Source organism: Caballeronia arationis, assembly GCF_001544975.2.
Taxonomy (GTDB): domain Bacteria; phylum Pseudomonadota; class Gammaproteobacteria; order Burkholderiales; family Burkholderiaceae; genus Caballeronia; species Caballeronia arationis.
This window is the reverse complement of sequence record NZ_FCOG02000016.1, coordinates 119,029-138,036: the sequence shown is the minus strand read 5'-3', so window position 1 is coordinate 138,036 and position 19,008 is coordinate 119,029. Positions and strand designations below refer to the sequence as shown.

Annotated in this window: 16 protein-coding genes and 1 pseudogene; 3 read left to right on the top strand and 14 right to left on the bottom strand. The window is 65.6% G+C overall.

The features are described 5' to 3' along the window. Positions 1–232: 232 nt before the first annotated feature. The 12 genes from AWB81_RS12585 to AWB81_RS12530 form a co-directional block, all read right to left on the bottom strand. A complete protein-coding gene (locus tag AWB81_RS12585) occupies positions 233–715 on the bottom strand; it encodes an HU family DNA-binding protein (protein WP_062635678.1) in 483 nt (160 codons plus the stop codon). Between the two features lie 198 nt (positions 716–913). After that, positions 914–1,666 carry an endonuclease/exonuclease/phosphatase family protein gene (locus tag AWB81_RS12580; protein ID WP_062635676.1) on the bottom strand — a complete coding sequence of 251 codons (753 nt, stop codon included), beginning with the start codon at positions 1,664–1,666 and terminating at the stop codon, positions 914–916. Then, positions 1,663–4,053, bottom strand: a complete 2,391-nt coding sequence (locus AWB81_RS12575) for a VTT domain-containing protein (protein WP_087134924.1) — start codon at positions 4,051–4,053, stop codon at positions 1,663–1,665. Before AWB81_RS12575 ends, AWB81_RS12580 begins: the two co-directional genes overlap by 4 nt. Positions 4,054–4,110: 57 nt before the next feature. After that, on the bottom strand, positions 4,111–4,695 hold the full coding sequence (locus AWB81_RS12570; protein ID WP_062635674.1) for a PqiC family protein: 585 nt from the start codon (positions 4,693–4,695) through the stop codon (positions 4,111–4,113). Beyond that, positions 4,695–6,314 carry a PqiB family protein gene (locus AWB81_RS12565; protein ID WP_062635672.1) on the bottom strand — a complete coding sequence of 540 codons (1,620 nt, stop codon included), beginning with the start codon at positions 6,312–6,314 and terminating at the stop codon, positions 4,695–4,697. Before AWB81_RS12565 ends, AWB81_RS12570 begins: the two co-directional genes overlap by 1 nt. Continuing rightward, a complete protein-coding gene (locus AWB81_RS12560; protein ID WP_062635670.1) occupies positions 6,307–7,551 on the bottom strand; it encodes a paraquat-inducible protein A in 1,245 nt (414 codons plus the stop codon). The genes AWB81_RS12565 and AWB81_RS12560 overlap by 8 nt, the downstream gene beginning before the upstream one ends. Continuing rightward, complete coding sequence (locus tag AWB81_RS12555; protein WP_062635668.1) at positions 7,548–9,011, bottom strand: efflux transporter outer membrane subunit; 1,464 nt, start codon at positions 9,009–9,011, stop codon at positions 7,548–7,550. The genes AWB81_RS12560 and AWB81_RS12555 overlap by 4 nt, the downstream gene beginning before the upstream one ends. A gap of 1 nt (position 9,012) precedes the next feature. After that, on the bottom strand, positions 9,013–12,192 hold the full coding sequence (locus tag AWB81_RS12550; RefSeq protein ID WP_062635666.1) for an efflux RND transporter permease subunit: 3,180 nt from the start codon (positions 12,190–12,192) through the stop codon (positions 9,013–9,015). Between the two features lie 26 nt (positions 12,193–12,218). Next, positions 12,219–13,505 (bottom strand): efflux RND transporter periplasmic adaptor subunit, encoded by a 1,287-nt coding sequence (locus tag AWB81_RS12545; protein WP_200822492.1) that lies wholly within the window; start codon positions 13,503–13,505, stop codon positions 12,219–12,221. A gap of 41 nt (positions 13,506–13,546) precedes the next feature. After that, on the bottom strand, positions 13,547–13,975 hold the full coding sequence (locus tag AWB81_RS12540; protein ID WP_235025779.1) for a hypothetical protein: 429 nt from the start codon (positions 13,973–13,975) through the stop codon (positions 13,547–13,549). A 60-nt stretch (positions 13,976–14,035) separates the two neighbouring features. Further along, positions 14,036–14,512 (bottom strand): glycine zipper family protein, encoded by a 477-nt coding sequence (locus AWB81_RS12535; protein ID WP_062635664.1) that lies wholly within the window; start codon positions 14,510–14,512, stop codon positions 14,036–14,038. Positions 14,513–14,693: 181 nt separating this feature from the next. Then, positions 14,694–15,074, bottom strand: coding sequence for a response regulator transcription factor (locus tag AWB81_RS12530; protein ID WP_062635662.1), 381 nt, complete (start codon positions 15,072–15,074; stop codon positions 14,694–14,696). Between the two features lie 277 nt (positions 15,075–15,351). On the opposite strand from AWB81_RS12530, the gene AWB81_RS12525 reads away from it, so the two are divergent. The 3 genes from AWB81_RS12525 (at position 15,352) to AWB81_RS12520 (ending at position 16,858) form a co-directional block, all read left to right on the top strand. Beyond that, positions 15,352–15,966: a LysE family translocator gene (locus AWB81_RS12525; protein ID WP_062635660.1), complete on the top strand. Its 615-nt coding sequence runs from the start codon at positions 15,352–15,354 to the stop codon at positions 15,964–15,966. Between the two features lie 295 nt (positions 15,967–16,261). Then, on the top strand, positions 16,262–16,429 hold the full coding sequence (locus AWB81_RS45680; RefSeq protein WP_159462923.1) for a hypothetical protein: 168 nt from the start codon (positions 16,262–16,264) through the stop codon (positions 16,427–16,429). A 267-nt stretch (positions 16,430–16,696) separates the two neighbouring features. Then, positions 16,697–16,858 (top strand): DUF1328 family protein, encoded by a 162-nt coding sequence (locus tag AWB81_RS12520; RefSeq protein ID WP_031363615.1) that lies wholly within the window; start codon positions 16,697–16,699, stop codon positions 16,856–16,858. Positions 16,859–16,948: 90 nt separating this feature from the next. Here AWB81_RS12520 and AWB81_RS12515 read toward each other — a convergent pair. After that, positions 16,949–17,485, bottom strand: a pseudogene (locus AWB81_RS12515) (isochorismatase family protein). Between the two features lie 17 nt (positions 17,486–17,502). Beyond that, the gene (locus tag AWB81_RS12510) at positions 17,503–18,909 is read right to left on the bottom strand and encodes an aminotransferase-like domain-containing protein (RefSeq protein WP_062635715.1); all 1,407 of its coding nucleotides are present in this window, start codon (positions 18,907–18,909) and stop codon (positions 17,503–17,505) included. Between the last annotated feature and the right edge of the window lie 99 nt (positions 18,910–19,008).

The window sequence follows — 19,008 nt, the reverse complement described above, 5'->3', positions numbered from 1 at the left end:
CTGCTTTCTTTGCTTACTTTCTTTGCAGCAGCAAAGAAAGTAAGTCCCGCCCCGGACAGGGGCAGAGCTAATAGACCAAGACCAAAACAAGTTCCATAGAAGTGCCTCAAGACCGAAGGTGTTCAACGCAACGCAACGCAGCGCAGCGCCCCCCGCGAGCGAACAAAAAAAAAAGCCACCTCCGAAACCGAAGCTGGCTTTTTTCCAAAACCGCAAACCGAAGGGTGCGAAATCAGGCCGCTGCGTCCTTCAGCTTCTTCAGCGGGCGAGCCTTGATGCGAACGCTCGCCGGCTTGGCCGGGAACCAGCGCTCCTGACCCGTGAACGGGTCCTTGCCGAAACGCTTCTTCTTCGCCGGCACGATCTGCGCCGAGATCTTCAACAGGCCCGACAGCGTGAATTCGCCCGCGCCCTTCTTGTGGACCGAGCCGAGGATCGTGTCTTCGAGCGCAGCGAGGATGGCCTTCACTGCTTTCACGTCGACCGTCGCGCGATCGGCGAGGTGCACTGCAAGCGATGCCTTCGTGAACGTATCCTTGATCGGCGACAGCGAACCCGATGCCTTTGCTGCAGCCTTCTTGGCCGCGACGACGGGCTTCGCGGCAACCTTCTTGGCTGCTACTTTCTTCGCCGGTGCGGCGGCGGCCTTGGTGGCGGCCTTGGTGGCGGCCTTCGGTGCGGCTTTCTTGGCAGCGGTCTTTGCGGAAGTCGGCATGTTTCTCCTACCTGTTATGGTCAGTGTCTTGAGAATACGTGCGCGTCAATGCACGCGTATCAAGGCCGGATTCTACATACGCCGCGAGCATTCGTGCGAGTCTTTTGCGATTTTGTACCGCAATTTAAGGGGTTTTCTGTAGCGCCGGAGTCACGAAGCCGTATACGGGCATCGCTTTATGCTCGTAAGGGCTTCGCTTCAGGCCGTCGAAGTGAAGTGCGCGATGAGCGGATAGTGGTCGGATGCGATGCGCGAAAGCGCCGTTCGATGCACCCCTACACCGATCAGACGCTCGCCCGGATGCACCCAGATACGGTCGAGCGCGAAGAGCGGATAGCGCGTTGGAAACGTGCGCGGCGCGGCCACGCGATAGAAATGCGTGACGAGCCGTCGCAGCGTGCGGCCGTGCACGAACCACTCATTGAGGTCGCCGAGCAAGATCACAGGCATCGCGGGCGTGTCGAAGCGCTGCAGCACCTGCTCGACCTGCGCGCGCCGTTCGCTCGACGCGAGCCCGAGATGCGTCGCGACCACGCGCCATACTTCGCCATCGCAGTCGATGTCGGCATCCAGCGCGCCGCGCGGCTCGCGGCTCCTGAACGAAAGGTCGAGCGTGCGCACCGCGCGCACCGGAAAGCGCGTCAGCACCGCGTTGCCGTAACGGCGTGCGGGCGTGTCGAGCGTCGGACCTTCTACCGCCGTAAGTCCTGTCATGCGCTGCAATGTTTCGAGCACGTTCGGCGCGCCGCTGCCGCCAAGCGGCACTTCCTGCAGCGCGAAGATGTCGGCATCGATCTCCGCGAGCACTTCGCCGATGCGCTCCGGCGCGAACCTGCCGTCGATGCCGACCGCGCCATGCACGTTGTACGTGGCGATCTTCAGCTCGCGATGCGCCGCCGCGGATGCGGTCGGCGTGCATGCGGCAGGATCGCTCTCGCGCATCGGCGTCATGGGTTCACCTCGTCGGTGCGCTTGCCCTTCTGCGCGCCATGCGCGCCGCCGCCCGCCACCACGGTGGAATCGTCGCGCGGCGGCGTCGTGGTCTCGCGGTAATCCTGGGCTCGCGCGGCTTCGTTGCTTGCCTTCTCCTTCTCTTCATCATGCGCTGCAGCTTCCTCGCGCGCCCGCTCGGCTTCGTCTTCGCCTGGCTTCGGACGGCCGAGAAAGCGCTGCAACAGCAACGAGACGCCCACGAGCGTCACGCCGATGCCAATCAGAATCGCGAACGAGCCGGCCGTCGGATGGCGCAGCGAAGCCACGAGCTGATGCGCGAACGCGACCGTCAGCAGGATGCCGGGCCCCATACCGAGCAGCGTGCCGAGCAGGAAATCGCGCAGGCGGATGTGCGAGGCGCCCGCGACCAGATTGACGATCGAAAACGGCGCGACCGGCAGGAGGCGCAGCACGACAACCGCGACGATGCCGCGTTTCGCCACCCGTTCGGAGAGCTTGTTCACGCGCGTGCCGGCGACGCGCCGCACCATGTCGCGGCCGAGCCAGCTGCCGAGCAGATACGTGACGGCCGCCGCCGCCATGGTGCCGACGAGCGCATACACCGCGCCCCACAGCGCGCCGAACACGAGCCCGGTCGCGGCGATGAGCAGCGTCACCGGCACCGAGACAACGGCCGCGCTCACATAGCAGAGCACGATCCAGAGCGGCGCGAGCGGCAACGATTCGATATGGCGTGTCGCACGCGTGAGCGACTTGAGGTTCACGTAATCGGCAAGCGGCGTCCAGTGCCATAGCCCCGCGAGCCCGACGATCAGGAGCGCGAGCGTGCCGAGCAGCGCGAACCGGCCGATCAGCGGACGCGCCTTGTCGACCGGCACGAACTGCCCGACGAGTTCGTTCGGCGCGACGGGCGCCTCGGGATCGATCAGCGCTTCTGGCGGGATCAGCTGATCAAGATCGGGCGAGACCGTCGGGTTCAGCCGCGCGAGCGTACGATGCTCGTCCGCGTTCTTTTGCAGCGCTTCGATCGCCGCATTCATGCCGTCGCGCGCTGCACGTTCGCGCGCGACGTCGTCCACGGTGCAGCCGAGATGCTCGGCGAGCAGCGTGTCGCGCATGCGGGCGATCGCCGACTGGATGCGTGGATCGCCGGCCGCGTCGATGGCGATGTTGCATTCGGTGTCGAGCACCATCGAGCGATTGTTGAGGTTCGCCGAGCCGACGAGCAGCAGGTCGTCGTCGACGATCATCAGCTTGCTGTGCACGTTGACGAAATGCTCGCCGAGCCCCGGCACGCTCGGCGCCATGATGCGATAGCGATCGTGCTGGTCTGCGGCCGTGAGCAGCCGATGCAGCCGCGCGCGCAGCACGCCCATCGTGACCTGTTGCAGCCAGCCGCTCTGGTCGCGCGGCACGACGATCGCGAGATCCGGGCCGTCCGGCTTCGCCAGCGACTGCCCGAGCGCCGCGCCGATCGTGCCCGAGGTGAAGTACTGGTTCTCGATATAGATGCTGCGTTTCGCGCGGTCGATCGCGTCGAGATACTGCGCGCGGATCTGTCGCACGGCCGGGCGCCCGGCGTACGCGGGCTCCGTAAGCGAGATGGCGAGATCAACATCGGTGAGGTCGACTGCGCGCGACGGCGGCCACGGATCGCTCTCCTGCGTTGCCCGGTGCGCCCGGATCGCGAAGCGCCGGCCGCACGCGCGCTGCCAGCGCTCGCGTGCGAGCAGGCCGATTTCGCGGGCCGCGTCGCCGTCGAACATCGTGTGGACGTCGTGAAAGGGCGCGTAGGCCGCGTCGTTGGCATCGCGGCGCAGCGGATTGTCCGGCGCGTGCTCGGGCGAGTCCCAGCGCGAGCGCGTGAGATCGAGACCGCCGACGAAGGCGAGCCTATCGTCGATGACGACGATTTTCTGATGCTGCGAGCCGCCGAGCGGATGCTTGCCGTCCATCTGGAATGCGATGCGCCGGTGGGTGCGCCAGCCCATCTTGTAGACCGGCAGCCATTCGCGCTCGAACGCGTAGAGCATGGCGAAGTCCCACGCGAGGATGTAGATGCGCAGGCGCCGGCGGCGGGCCGCGATTTCGTGCAGGAATTCGCCGAGGGCGGCGGGAAGGTCGTCCGGGGCGCCTTCGGGCGTGAGTCTCATGCGGCTGTCGATGTCCCAGCCGAGGATGAACACGGTCCGCTCGGCGCGGCTGATTGCCTCGCGGAGCACGCGGAAATAATCGGACCCGTCGATGAGCAGGCTGAAGCGGTCAGCGTGCTGCACGGTGGCGCAGTTCTCTCCGGGGACGGAGAACGGAGCCTCGGTCACGGATGGCGGCGGGTTCGATTCCCGCGGGGCGGTTTCATTCTGGTGCGTCCTTGGCTTGGGCATTTCGGTTTCCATCGTTCCGAAATGCTTTTGCAAGGCGCATGCCCGGGCGCAGCTCTATTAGTGTTGTGCCTGTTGAATAGTCCGGGCAATATCGGCACTGACTGCACCAATCCCGCGATTGTGCGCATCGATGAGCGCGTCATAGCCGCCGGCGGAAACCGGCTCATGCACGACGGTACGCCCGGAAACCGTAGTTCCCTTCGGCGGCCGCACCGACCAGAGCACCGCGATGCCCGCCATTGTCCCCGGCGCGGACTCGAAGCTCTGCACATCGACCGACACGCGATACCCCGCCCCGTCGTCCGGGCGCTGCGGAAACACCGACACCCTCGCCCCCGGCACGAGCCGCATCAGATCCTCGGCGATCACCCTCGGAATCTGGCTCTTGAGCGGCTCCGCCCAGCGCGCGTATTCGTCGATCTCGACGCGCGTCGCGTCCACCCGCACCACCATCTGGGGACGGTCCACCAGCTCCGGCACCGTCACCCATTCGATCGCGATCGGCACCGGGGAAGCGGAAGCTGTCGCAGTCTGCAGCGGCCCGACCGCACTCAACGTATAAAACTTGGCCTGCGGCGATCCCGCGCAGCCGGCAATCGACATCGACAGCGCCGCGGACAAAATCACAATGAAGACGCGCATCACTTCGAATCCTCCGGCTTGCCGCGAAGCAGCGCTTCGGGATGACGCTCCAGGTACTCCGCGAGCGTCCGGAACGCAGCGGCGGTGCGCGCCAGTTCGCGCATCGCGTCGGCGGCGTTCTGCTGCAGCGGCGAGTCCGTCTGCATCACGCGATTCGTCGCGTTGAGCGCCTCGCGTGCCTGCACGAGCGCGCCGCGCGCCTCCGGCGCCACCTGGGTATCGAGCGTCGTCACGAGCCGGTTCGCCTGCTGCAGCGTCGCGCGCAGATCGTTGCCGATTCCTTCGAACGGAATCTTGTTGAGCTTCGCAACGAGACTCGACACCGACTGCTGCAGCGACTGCAACTGACCCGGCACGGTCGGCAACTCGGGCGGATCGACGTCCCAGTTCATCGATGCCTTCGGCGCGGTCGGGAAGAAATCGAGCGCGACGTACAGCTGTCCGGTGAGCAGGCTGCCGGTTCGCAACTGCGCACGCAGACCGCGATCGACGAGCCATTGCGCCACTTCGCGCCGGTTCTGCACGACCCGTCCCGCCCGCTTGCCGGACTCGTAGCGCGACGTGAAGCGCTCGGGATAGAAGCGCACCTGCACCGGGATGCTGAACTCGCGCGTCACCGGGTCGTAGCGCGTATTGATCGCCGCGACCTCGCCCACGACGATCCCGCGGAAATCGACCGGCGCACCCACCGTCAGCCCGCGCACCGACTCCTTGAAAGCGAACACATAGGTGTCGACGATGGTCTCGTGACGTTGCATCGCCTCGGTGCGAGTGGGGAAGAGCTGGAATTGCGCATGCTCGGACGCTTCGGCGATGTTCTTCGAATCGGGCGGACTCTGGAACGCCAGGCCGCCGACCAGGATCGACACGAGCGATTCGGTGTTGATCTTCACGCCGGTCGTATCGAGCACGACGTCCAGGCCGCTCGCCTGCCAGAAGCGCGTGTCTTCCTTCACGTACTTGTCGTAGGGCGCGTTGATGAAGACGCGCATCGTCACGCCCGAGCCGTCCGGATTGAGTTCGAACGAGGTCACCTGCCCGACCTGCAGCCGCCGGAAATAGATGGGCGAGCCGACGTCGAGCGAGCCCAGGTCCTCGCTCTTCAGCACGAACTCGCGCCCGGGCACGCCGCTCGCGAACACGGGCGGTATCTCCAGTCCGACGAAATCGCGCCGCGGCTTTGCCTTCGTGCCGATGTCCATTCCGATGAACGAACCCGACAGCAGCGTGCCGATCCCCGAAACGGTCCCGCCCGAAATGCGCGGGCGCACGACCCAGAAGCGCGTGTCGTCGACGAGCATGTTCGTCGCCTGCTTCGAAAGTTCCGCGGTCGCGATCACCTGCTTGTGATCCGGCGAGAGCACGACGCTCTGCACCACGCCGATGTCGACGTTCTTGAACTTGATCTTGGTCTTGCCCGCTTCGAGGCCTTCGCCGGTCGAGAAGCTGATCTTGATCGTCGGGCCCTTTTCGAGGATCGCCTGCACCGCGAGCCAGCCGCCGACCAGCACCGCGATCAGCGGCACGAGCCACACGAGCTGCACCCGCCAGCGCGACCGGGGCGCAGCGACGGCTTCCGGAAAGCCCGGCTCGTCGGGAGGTCCTGGCGGCCTAGCCATGATCGGCCTCGTTTGCGTCCCAGATGAGGCGCGGATCGAACGACATCGCGGCGAACATCGTCAGCACGACCACCGCGCCGAACGCGATGGCGGCCGGTCCCGCCTTGATCGTCGCGAGCGCGTTGAACTGCACGAGCGCGACGAGCAGCGTGACCACGTAGATGTCGAGCATCGACCAGCGCCCGACGAACTCCACGATCCGGTAGATCATCGTCCTCGGCCTGAGCAGCCCGCGCGAGCGCCGCTGCGCGGTCACCACGAGAAACACGAGCGCCATGATCTTGAGCATGGGCACCGCGACGCTCGCGATGAACACGATCACCGAGAGCGGCCACGCGCCCGACGTCCAGAGATACACCACGCCGCTCATGATCGTGTCGCGCTGCGCGCCGAACAGCGAACTGGTGTCCATCATCGGCAAGGTGTTGGCCGGGATATAGAGGGTGATCGCGGCGATCAGGAACGCCCAGGTCCGCGCGATGCTTTCGGGCTTGCGAAAATGCAGCGCGGCGCCGCAGCGCGGGCAGCGTCCCGCATGGGCGCGCGGCGCCGCCTTCGACAGGAGCCCGCAATCGTGGCACGCGAACAGTCCCGCGCGCGCGGCTGTCGGCGCCGACGCGAACGTCTGCGGCTCGGCGCGGCTCACGCGTTCCCAGAACGAGCGCGGATCGAAGGCGGCCGAGCTTGCAGCCAGCGCCAGCATCAGCGCGCCGAACGCCCACAGCGCGATGCCCGGCACCACGCCCGCGATATGCGCGAGCTTCACGAGCGCGACCAGCACGCCGAGGATCAGCACTTCGGTCATGCCCCAGGGCGCGGCCAGATGCAGCAGGCGAAACACGAGGTCGGCGCGGTACGGCACGCGCCCGAAGCGCAGCGGCACGAGCAGGTACGCCATGCTCGCCATCTGCAGCATCGGCATCAGGATCGTCGTCACGAGCACGAGCCCGGCGATGGGCCACATGCCATCGTGATAGAGCACGTCCACCGAGCCGGCGAGCGACGTCTCCACGAGATTGCCGCTCACCTTGAGCCCGACGATCGGATACGCATTCGCGATCGCGAACAGCACGAGCGCGCCGAGTGTGAAGGCAAGCGAGCGGTTCAGGCTGTCGGGATGATTGCGATAGAGTTCGGCGCCGCACCGCGTACACCGCGCGATGCCGGCACCCGGCAGCACGGTCTCGCGCTGCAGCAGGTCGCATTCGTGGCACGCGATGAGCGGTGCGCGGTTCACGGCGGCGGCTCCTGGGTGGTCGGGACCGGCCCGCCGTTCGCGCCGTACATGGTTGCGCTCATGCGCTCGGCGTCGGTCACCCAGCCGCCGCCCATCGCCTTGTACAGGTTGACCATCGACGTGAAGACCGTGCCCTGCGTCTGCGTGTAAGTCAGTTGCGCATTGAAGAGGCTGCGCTCGGCATCGAGCACTTCGATGTAGCTCGTATAGCCGCCTTCGTAGCGCAACCGCGCGAGCCGCGAATAGGTGCGCAGCGCATCGACCTGGCGTCCCTGCACAATGAGCGCATCGCGCGACTTCTGCAGCGTGACGAGCGCGTCCTCGACTTCCTGGAACGCGACCTGGATCGCCTTCTGGTATTCGAGCAAGGCCTGCTGCTGCTGCGCCTCGGCCTGCTTCACCTGACCGGCGATGTTGCCCGCCGTGAAGATCGGCATCGTGACGGCGCCCGCGTAGGACCAGACGCGCGCGGGTCCCGTGAAGAGCGACGAGAACTGTGCGCTCGCGGTGCCGAAGAGACCCGTGAGCGAGATCGACGGGAAGTAGAGCGCGCGCGCCGCGCCGATCAGCGCGTTGGCCGCGATCAGGTTCTGCTCGGCCTGCCGCAGGTCCGGGCGACGCGTCAGCAGTTCGGACGGCAGGCCCACCGGCACGACGGGAATCGAGAGATCGTCAAGTTCGCGGTCGCGCATGATCGGCTGCGGATTGCGGCCGAGCAGCACCGAGAGCGCGTTCTCCTGCTGCGCGATCTGCTGTTCGAGCTGCGGAATCGTCGCGAGGGATGCCTCGTATTCCGACTGGCTCTGCGCGAGTTCCATCTGCGAGACTTCGCCGTAATTGAAGCGCAGCGTGAACACATGCACCGAATCGGCGCGGCTCGCGGTCGTGGCCTTCGCGATGTCGAGTTGCCGGTCGAGCGATACGAGACCGATATACGTCGATGCAACCGACGCCACCAGCGTGAGGATCGTCGCGCGCCGCCCTTCCTCGCTCGCGAGCAGGTTCGCGCGCGCGGATTCGGTCTGCCGGCGCAGCTTGCCGAACAGGTCGATTTCCCACGAAGCGGAGAGCGTCGCGTCGAAATTGTTCGCCACGAGGCCGGTGCCCTGCGGCACGACCGTGCCGAACGGCAGGCGCTGGCGCCCGGCGTCGAAGCCCGCCGCCACCTGCGGGAACAACTGCGAGCGCGTCGTCTGGAACTGCCCGAGGAACTGCTCGACGCGCGCCGCCGCGATCTTCACATCCTTGTTCTCGGCGAGCGCCACGGCGATCAGGTCGTTCAGCGCCGGATCGTTGAATTGCTCCCACCAGAGCGTATCGACGATCTGCGTCGCCTCGGTGCTCGCGAAGCGATACGAAGGCGGGGTTTCGATGGCCGGCTTCTCGTAGTTCGGCCCGAGGAGGCAGCCGCCGAGCGCGAGCGGCGCGATCATGAGGACGGTTCGGGCGAGCGTGCGCATGTCAGTCGTCCGCAGATGCGGTGGGCTGGGTTGCGGGAACTTCGCCCGGCTTCTTCTTCGAGCCCCCGAACTTCGCCGAACCCGTTTCGATCAGGTAGTAGAACATCGGGATATAGAACGCGGCGATCGCCGTCGCAGCCAGCATCCCGCCGATCACGCCGGTGCCGATCGAATGGCGGCTGTTCGCCGAGGCGCCCGTCGCGATCGCGAGCGGCACGCAGCCGAGGATGAACGCGAGCGACGTCATGATGATCGGGCGCAGGCGTTCGGTGGCGGCCGTCATCGTGGAGTCGTAGATCGACGCGCCGCCCTCGCGGTTCAGCACCGCGAACTCGAAGATCAGGATCGCGTTCTTCGCGGCCAGCGCGACGAGCATCGTCAGGCCGATCTGGAAGTACACGTTGTTGTCGAGCCCGCGCATCAGGATCGCGAGCAGTGCGCCGAAGATCGCGAACGGCACCGCCATCAGCACGCCCACCGGCAGTGACCACTTCTCGTACTGCGCCGCGAGGATCAGGAACACCATCACGAGGCCGAACGCGAACACGAGCGTCGAGGTGCTGCCCGCCTTCTGCTCCTCGAACGCCTCGCCGCTCCACGCGATGCCGAAATCCGGTGGAATCACGCTCGCGCCGATTTCCTCCAGCGCGGCGATCGCCTGGCCCGTACTGGAGCCGGGTGAGGGATTCGCCGTGATCTTCACCGCCGGGAAGTTGTTGAAGCGCGTGATGAGATCGGGGCCGGTCACGTACTTGGTCGTGACGACCGACTTGAGCGGCACCATTTCGCCATTGCGGTTGCGCACGAAGATGCGGTTCAGGTCGTCGGGATTCAGGCGATACGAAGGCTCGGCCTGCACGATCACCTGCCACAGCCGGCTCGACTTGTTGAACTGCGACACGTAGAGCGAGCCGAACATCGTCTGCATCGCGCTATAGACTTCCTCGATCGGCACGCCGAGCGTCTCGGCCTTGTCGCGGTCCACTTCCACGAGCAACTGCTGCGCGGCCGCGTTGAAAGTCGATGTGACACCGGCCAGTTCGGGGCGCTCTTTCGCCTTCGCGAGGAAGTCGTTGACCACGCCGGCAAGCTGCGGAATGGTCGCGTCGCCCTTGCTCTGGATCCACATCTCCATGCCGCCCGTCGTGCCGAGCCCCGGAATCGCCGGCGGATTCACCGGCACGATGATGCCCTCGCGCACCTTCGAAAGCGTCTTGTAGGCATCCACCAGCACCGCGCGCGCGTTCTGTGTCCGGATGTTCGCGGACGTGTAGCGTTCGTCGAAACTCTTGAAGCCTACGAAGAACGTCCCCGCGTTGTTCTTGTTCTGGCTGTCGAGCAGGCTGAAGCCGTCGACCACGGTGATGTTGCTCACCGCCTCCTGCTTCATGAAGTAGTCGGTCACGTGCTGCGAGACGTCGCCCGTGCGATCGAGGCTCGCGGCGTCGGGCATGATGACCGCGCCAAGCAGATAGCCCTGGTCCTCGGGCGGCAGAAAGCCCGTCGGTATGGAACGCATCATCATGACGGTCAGCACAATCATCCCGCCGAAGAAGAGCAGCGCGATCAGCGAGCGCCGGATCAACGCCGCGACCCACGTCGCATAGCCGCGCGTCATCTTTTCGAACGATCGGTCGAACCACTGGAAGAATCTGGGCTTCGTGTGATGCCCCGGCTTGAGCAGCACCGCCGCGAGCGCGGGCGAGAGCGTGAGCGCGACGACGCCCGAGATCACCACCGAGATCGCGATCGTGATGGCGAACTGCTTGTACAACTGCCCGGTGATGCCGCTCAGAAACGCCACCGGCACGAACACCGCGCACAGCACGAGCACGATCGCGACGACCGGCCCCGCGACCTCGTCCATCGCACGTTTGGCCGCATCCTTCGGGTTGAGCTTGTGCACGTTCATGTTGCGCTCGACGTTCTCGATCACGACGATCGCATCGTCCACCACGATGCCGATCGCGAGCACCATGCCGAACAACGTAAGCATGTTGATCGAGAAACCGAGCGCCGCCATGCCGATGAACGTGCCGACAATCGACACCGGCACCGCCAGCACCGGGATCAGCGTCGCGCGCAAGCTCTGCAGGAACAGATACACGACGATCACGACCAGCACCAGCGCCTCGAAGAAGGTATGGACCACGTCCGAGATCGACGCGCGCGTGAACTCGGTCGTATCCATCGCGATGCTGTAGTCGATGCCTTCGGGAAACGACTTCTTCATCTCGGCGAGCGTCGCGCGGACCTGCTTCGAGACGTCGAGCGCGTTAGCGCCCGGCTGCTGGTACACCGCGAGCACGGTCGCCGGCTTGCCCTGATAGCGGCTGCGGATCGAGTAGTCCTTCTGCCCGAGTTCCGCGCGCCCGATGTCCTTCAGACGCACGATCGCCGCGCCCCCGCTCTGCGCGCGGATGATGATGTTCTCGAACTCGGCGGGATCGGTCAGTCGCCCGGTGGTCGTGACCGCGAACGACTGCTCGACGGCGGTGCCCGTCGGCGACTGCCCGATGCGGCCGACGGCGAACTGCTGGTTCTGGTTCGCGACGGCCTTCTGCACGTCGGTGGCGGTGATGCCCAGTTGCGCCATTCGGTCGGGCTTGATCCAGATGCGCATCGCGTAATCGGGCGTGCCGAAGATACTCGACTGGTTCGCGCCCGGAATGCGCTTCAGCGCATCGAGCACGTACAGGTTGGTGTAGTTCGCGATATAGGTGGAGTCGTAGCGGTTGTCGGGCGAATAGATGGCGATGACCATCATGAACGCCGACGACTTCTTCTGCACCTGGATGCCCTGCGCCTGCACCGACGAAGGCAGTTGCGGCAAGGCGAGGTTCACGCGGTTCTGCACGTCGACCTGCGCGAGCGACGGATTCGTGCCGATCTCGAAGAACACGTTGAGCGTCATGTTGCCCGTCGACGAACTCGACGAGTTCATGTAGATCATGTTGTCCGCGCCGTTCACCTGCTGCTCGATCGGCGCGGCGACGTTGTTCGCGACGACATCCCCGCTCGCGCCAGGATAGGTGGCCGACACGGTGATCTGCGGCGGCGTGACGTCAGGGTACTGCGCGATCGGGAGGCCCAGCATCGCGACCGCGCCCCCAAGCGTGATCACGATCGAGATCACCGATGCGAAGATCGGGCGGTCTATGCAGAAGTGGGAGATGTTCATGGGCGCGGGAGCGGTTGCATGAGCGGTTACTTGGCCGCCGTGCCGGAGCCGGCGCTCGCGCCGGCGGCGCTGCCGGTGCCGGTGCCGGTGCCGGTGGCGCCGGACGGTCGCGCGATCGCATCGCTTGCCGGCGGGGCGAGCGCCGCATCGCCCGTCACCTTGATCGGCAGGCCCTGAGCCACGCGGATCGCGCCGTCGACCACCACGCGGTCGCCGGCGCGCAGGCCCGCGGTCACGAACCAGTTGTCGCCGTACCAGTCGCCGACTTCGACCACCTGCTCCTTCGCCGCCTTGCCGTCCTTGTCGACGAGCCAGACGTAGTGACTGCGCGCGCCCTGCAGCACGGCGCGCTGCGGCACAAGGATCGCGTTGGGTCGCGTCGCGCCGTACACCCGCGCGCGCACGAACTGGCCGGGGCGCAGGATGCCCTGCGCGTTCGGCAGCACCGCGCGCACGAGGAACGTGCCCGTCTCCTTGCTGTAAGACGGATCAAGGAAGTTGATGCGGCCGCGCTTCGGAAAGACCGAGCCGTCGGCGAGCACCACTTCCACCTCGAAGTCGCGATCGCCGGGGAACTTCAGTTGCCCCTTCGTTTCCTGATCGCGATACCGGAGGACCTCGTTTTCGGACAGGCTGAAGTTGACCCAGATCGGATCGAGTTGCGCGACGTAGGTCAGCAGGCCCGATTCGCCCGGCGTCACGTAGCTGCCTTCCTGCTTTCTCGCGTAGCTGGACAGTCCCGTGAGCGGCGTGGTGATCGTGGTGTAGCTCAGGTTGAGCTGCGCGGTCTGAACCTGGCCCTGCGCGGCGATCACGGCGGCTTCGGCTTCCTTCTCGTTGCCGACGGCGTCATCGAGATCCTTCTTGCTGACCGCGTTCTGTTCGACGAGAGGCCGCACCCGCGCGAGGTTCGCCTTCGTCACGGTCAGGCGCGCCTGCTGTTGCGCGAGCTGCCCCTTCGCGGTCTGCAGCGCCGCTTCGAACGGACGCCGGTCCATCTGGAAGAGCGTCTGCCCGGCATGCACGAGCGAGCCTTCGACATAGAGCCGCTTGTCGAGAAACCCCTCCACGCGCGCGCGGATTTCGACTTCGCGCGAACTTTGCGTCTGCGCGACGAACTCGAAGGTGACGGGCGTATCGTGGGCGCTGACCGTGAGCACGGTCACGTCGGCGGGCGCGCGCTCGGGCGTCGCGGGCGGCTTCTTGCACCCGCTGACGAAGCACGCCGCGACGAGCGCGGCACCCGTCACTGCGACTGTAGCGATCGTTTTAATCGTTGCCATCGTGATGATCCGCGGCGGTGAACTCACCATGAAGGGCTCCTGCGGGAGCCGGGACGTTGACCAGTGTCTTGTCAGGGCGGCGTGCAATTGCCGAACACGACGAACGCGTCATCGCGATTGACGAGCGAGAGCGTCATCGAGCCATCGGTTTTGTCGACGACCATCGTCCAGGCATAACCGAGTTCCGTGCCCTGCATCAGGATCTGATTGCCACTCTTGTCGATCTCGCCGATCAGCGTCGCGCGCTTCGGGCCTGCAATCGTCTTGCGCTCGAAGTCGACGCGCATGAAGCGCGGCAGGCCGAGGTCGCCGGAGAGGCCGCGCAGGCAGATCTCGCCGGGATCGCACGCATGCGTTTCGATGACGGCGCACAGAAGCGGTTTCGAGCCGTCGAAATCGGCGGCCGAGGCGGGAGTGAACGCAGTGGCGCAGGCCGTGACGCACACGCTGCCGCCGAGCCACGCGGCCGCCAGGGCGATTCGTCGAGATGTCGTCGGCATGGGTCGGTCTCCGCTTGGGTGTGTGCCGGTTTCCGGATTGGGTCCGGCGGCCCCGCCTTCTTACTGGATCGTGTATCCGCGGCCCGACATGCACGCGGCAACCGCGCGGTTATAAGTGGCCATCTGCTGCGACGTCTGCTGCTGCATCGACTGCTGCTGCGCGCTGGCTTCGCGCTGGCCGCGCCGCTGGCGCGAACCGCCGGCGACAGTCCCCGTGACCGCACCGACCGCCGCGCCCTTGCCGGCATCGCCCGCGATCGCGCCGATCGCCGCGCCCGCCGCCGCGCCGCCCGCTGCACCCCGCACGCGTTCGCCCTGCGGCCCGGGCGGGGGCGGCTGGTTGGCGCTCTGCTGCGCGAGCACGGCCGGATCGACGCCCGTGTTCTGCTTCGCCCAGAGCTGGCACTCGGCGGTATCGGAATTTTGCTTCTGCGAGCTCTGGCCCTTCGCGGGATAGATGATCGGCTGCTGCGCGGCCGCCGCGAAAGCAAGCATCCACGCGACCAGCCCGGTACCAAGGTGCCACTTTCGTTGCATGACTCGAACCTCATGAAGGATCGCAGGCGATGCGCCCGCGTGCCGTCTCGGGGCTGCGGCGCAGAGCGAATCCCTCGCCGGACGCCGCCCGATTCAGTTCGAATAGTGGTTGCTGTGTATGCCTAAAACAATTGGCCTTTGGTCCAATAGAACAAGCTCGGGCGCGCCTGCGCGCGCTGCGTCAGGGCGTCGCGCCGATGGCCGCGCGGACTGCGTCGATGAGCGTCGCGTCGTTGAAAGGTTTGGTGATATAGGCAGTTGCGCCCGCTGCAAGCGCCTGTTCGCGGATGCCGGGTTCGTCGTGCGCGGTGATGAAGATGACGGGGATGCCGCTGCCCGCGAGTCGCTGCTGCACCTCGAGTCCGCCGATGCCCGGCATCTGGATGTCGAGCACGATGCAGTCCGGCCGGTGCAACGGCGTGGCATCGCAGGCATCGAGAAAGTCCTCGCCCGCCTTGTACGTTTCCGACGCCAGCCCGATGGAGCGCAACAACCTCTTGATGGCGCGACTCACCGATTCGTCATCGTCCACCACTGCGACGAACGGCTTGGCTTCGGTCATGGCGAATATTCCCCGCACAGGCGAACACAGTACGCAAACGCGCTTCGACGCTTGTTGCAAGCCTATGACAGCGCGCCGCCGCGAGATATTGGACTTTGGTCCAAGCGAAGAGGCGGACGCCCGGTCGGCGATGGGCGTCCTGATATCCGATGCCTCATAGGAATCCGTACCGGAAATCGCCCACTCATTTGTACCGGTACTGTACAGATGACCGTTGCTACACTCGACGCCAGAGCGATTACCGACTCGCGACCCCGAGCCAAGGAGCATCACCGCCATGCCAGCCGAACTGATGAGCGCCCTCCCCGCTGCCGTGCTCTTTGCGCTGGTGACGTCGATCACGCCCGGTCCGAACAACACCATGCTGCTCGCCTCGGGTGTGAACTTCGGCCTAAAGCGCACAGTGCCGCATCTGTTCGGGATCAGCGCGGGCGTTGCGTTCCTGATGGTCGCGGTCGGCCTCGGACTCGCCGAAGCCTTTGCGCGCTTTGCGTGGCTCTACACGGTGCTCGAAACCCTGAGCGTCGCGTATCTGTTGTACCTGGCGTGGAAGATCGGCACGTCGTCGTCGGTGCAGATGCGCGACGGCGAGCGCCGCCCGATGCGCTTTTACGAAGCCGCCGCATTCCAGTGGATCAACCCGAAAGCCTGGATGATGGTGCTCACCGCCGCCACGACCATCCACCTGCACGCGAGCCTTTCGCTCAATGCCGCGCTGATGGCGCTCGTGTTCATCGTGGTCGGTTTGCCCTGCATCACGATGTGGGCCGCATTCGGCATGTCGATGCGCCGTTTTCTCAGCCGTCCGCGCTGGCTGCGCATCTTCAATCTCACGATGGCGGCGCTTCTCGTGTTTTCGCTCTATCCGATCGTGCAACGCGCGTTCGATTGACCGCGCGGCGCGTAACGGCCGGGACGTCGGAAGCAGCTTCGAAAACAATACATACGACGAACTGTCACACGCCTCTTTATCGGTGCCTCGGACCGGTGCATACTGGACTGTGCGCGCCGGCCAAGCAAAATATGCAGTCCCGTTTGCAACTTTGGGGCTGCATTTTTCCCCTGTCGTTCCAATCATCCGTTGATGCCGCTGGATGCGGCCCTTCTGCCGGCGTGTACAACCCTTGCTTGCATCGTTCATTCGCGCCGTCCTGGCGCGGCTTTGAAATCTGTTCAAGGAGTACGCCATGTCTGGAGCCAATCGCCCGTCCGGTCCCGCAACACGGAAGTCCCTGGATCTCGCCGATCAAATCGAACGCGATGAACTGGAGAACAACCTGCCGGATGCGCTGAACAACGTCGACGATGACGATTTCGACGACGAATCCGACTCCGATAGCACGCCGGGCCGCTAGCCCGAGCATAAATGCGCGCCCCGGGGCGCGCCGCTCCGCACTGCGAATAGCCGCATGAGCCGCGAGGCCGTGCGGCTTTTTTGCGGGTTTTTCTTCGGCATGCTTCGGGATGGGCGGCGCGCGCTCGTCAGGGCGCCAGTCGGGCACACACGTTGCTTGGTGCTTGCGTGCCGCCGGTTCGCGCGCGGCACAACTGATAGACCGATGCGGCGACGACGTCAGCCAGCACGCGAATCAAACCGACAAATCGACCCTGTGGAGGGCTTCATGCTTCGATACGCAGTCATCTTCTTCATCATCGCGATCATCGCGGCATTCTTCGGCTTTGGCGGCATTGCGTCGGGGGCGACGGAAATCGCGAAGATCCTGTTCTTCATCTTCATCGTGATTTTTCTCGCGACGTTGCTGCTCGGCGTGTTCAGGCGATGACGATGTGAACATTGGCGGCCTGCGGTAAGCGCTGCCATCGGGTTGAAAAAAAGCGCGAGGGGACTCGCGCTTTTTTCTTGTGCTCCCTGCTTATCGGAAGCGGATTTCGGCTGCGTCGATCGCGCGGATCGGCAGGCCGAAGCTGCGGATATTGCCGAGCGTCGCGTTTTCGTGCGCGCGGATCTGCGCGCCAGTCGCATGCGCTTTGTCGAGCGTCGTGTGCGCGTCGGCGACGAGCGTTACCGCGAAGCCTTTTGCCGCCGCCGACCGCGTCGTCGTATCGACGCAGAATTCGGATGCGTAGCCGCATATGAACAGCGCGCGCGCATCGAGCGACGCGAGCACGTCGTTCAGATCCGTGCGCAGGAACGAATCAGGCGTCGGCTTGCGAACGCGAAGATCGTCCGGTCGCGCATCCAGCCGGGCTTCCAGCTCTCACGTCGTCGCTCCGAACGCGAGCGCGCTGTCCGGCGCCTCGTGCTGGATGAAAATCACCGGCACGCCCGATTCGCGCGCCCGCTGCGTCACGACGTTGATCCGGTCGACCACGGCGTCCGCCTCGAACGGACGCGGCGCTGCGTCAAACAGCGCGCGTTGCACATCGATTACCAATACTGCTGCATTCATGCCTTTCCACTCCATTCTCAAACCCACTTCCTTAAAAACGCCCACAGCGCATCGTCGCCCGAATACGGCACGTTGAACCGGAACCACGCGCTCGCGGCATCGCCGGGGCGAAAATACGAACCCGGCGCGAGCCAGATGCCGTCCGCGAGCGCACGCGTCGCGACTTCAGCCGCCTGCTGCGGTTCGATCGCGAGCCGCGCCCACACGAAAAGCCCCGCGCGCGGCCGGTGAAACAGTTCGAGCCCGAGCGAATCCATCCGCTCCTCGACGAGCACATGCGCTTCCTTCAGCTTTTCGCCGACGAACTCTACGTGCCGCGCATAGCGCCCCTCGGTCAGCACCTTCTCGACGATGCGCTCGGTCGTCGCCGACGACGTCAGTCCCACCGCCATCTTCGTGCGCGCGAGTTCGCGCAGCACGTCGCGTTCGGCGACGACATAGCCACAACGCAGCGCAGGCGTGATCGTCTTCGCGAAGCCGCCGACGTAGACCACGCGCTTGAGCCCCTCCATCGCCGCGAGCAGCGGCGCACCGGGCGGCGCGAGTTCGCGGTTCACATCGTCCTCGACGACCCACAGGCCGTGCCGTTCGGCGATCTGCAACAACCGGAACGCCGATGCCATGCCGAAGGTCGCGCCCGTCGGGTTCTGCAATGTCGTGTTGAGAAAAACCGCTTTCGGCCGATGCTCGACGACGAGCCGCTCGAACACGTCCGTATCGATGCCCGCCGCCGTGCGCGGCACGCCGAGCACGGTGAGCCCGGCAAGCTGAAGAATCTGCAGCAGATTGCAGTAGCCCGGATCTTCGACGACGACCGCATCGCCCGGGCGCAGCAGCGTGCGCACGATGAGATCGAGTGCCTGCGTCGCGCCCGCCGTCAGCAGCACGTTCGATGCGGCGTCGACCGGCAGGCCGTGCCGGTCGAGATGCTCGGCGATCCGCTCGCGCAACGGCGCGAAGCCATAGGGATGCCCGTAGTCGGCCATGCGCGCGGCCGGCACGCGGCTCACGGCGCGCAGCGCGTGATGCAGCCCGCTTTCGTTGATCCACTCGTTCGGCAGCCACCCGCAGCCGGCCTTGATCGGCACCGAATGATCGGCGAAGACGTCTGACAGCAGCCACGTCGCGTTCAGGCTCGGCGGCTGCCATTCGACGGCCCGTGTGCGCTCCGCCTGCAAGCGCGCTGCCACGCGATACCCCGAGCCGCGACGCGCGACGACGAGCCCCATCGACACCAGCCGCCCGTAGGCCTCGGTGACCGTGAACGTGCTGAGTTCCTGCGCCTCTGCGAACCGGCGCACGGACGGCAGCAGCGCGCCCGGGCGCAGCGTTTCTCCCTCGATGGCGGCGGCGAACGCCTGCACGATCTGTTCGACCAGCGTCGGCGCCTGCGCGCGGTCGCGTTCCAGCGTAAGTTCGATCATGAAGTCGAGAATAGCGTCGTCAAATGCGACTTGCCAATACAGTTTGCAGCATTTTGCCAGCACAGTTAACAGCGCAGTCGCTCGACTGTCTATGCCGCG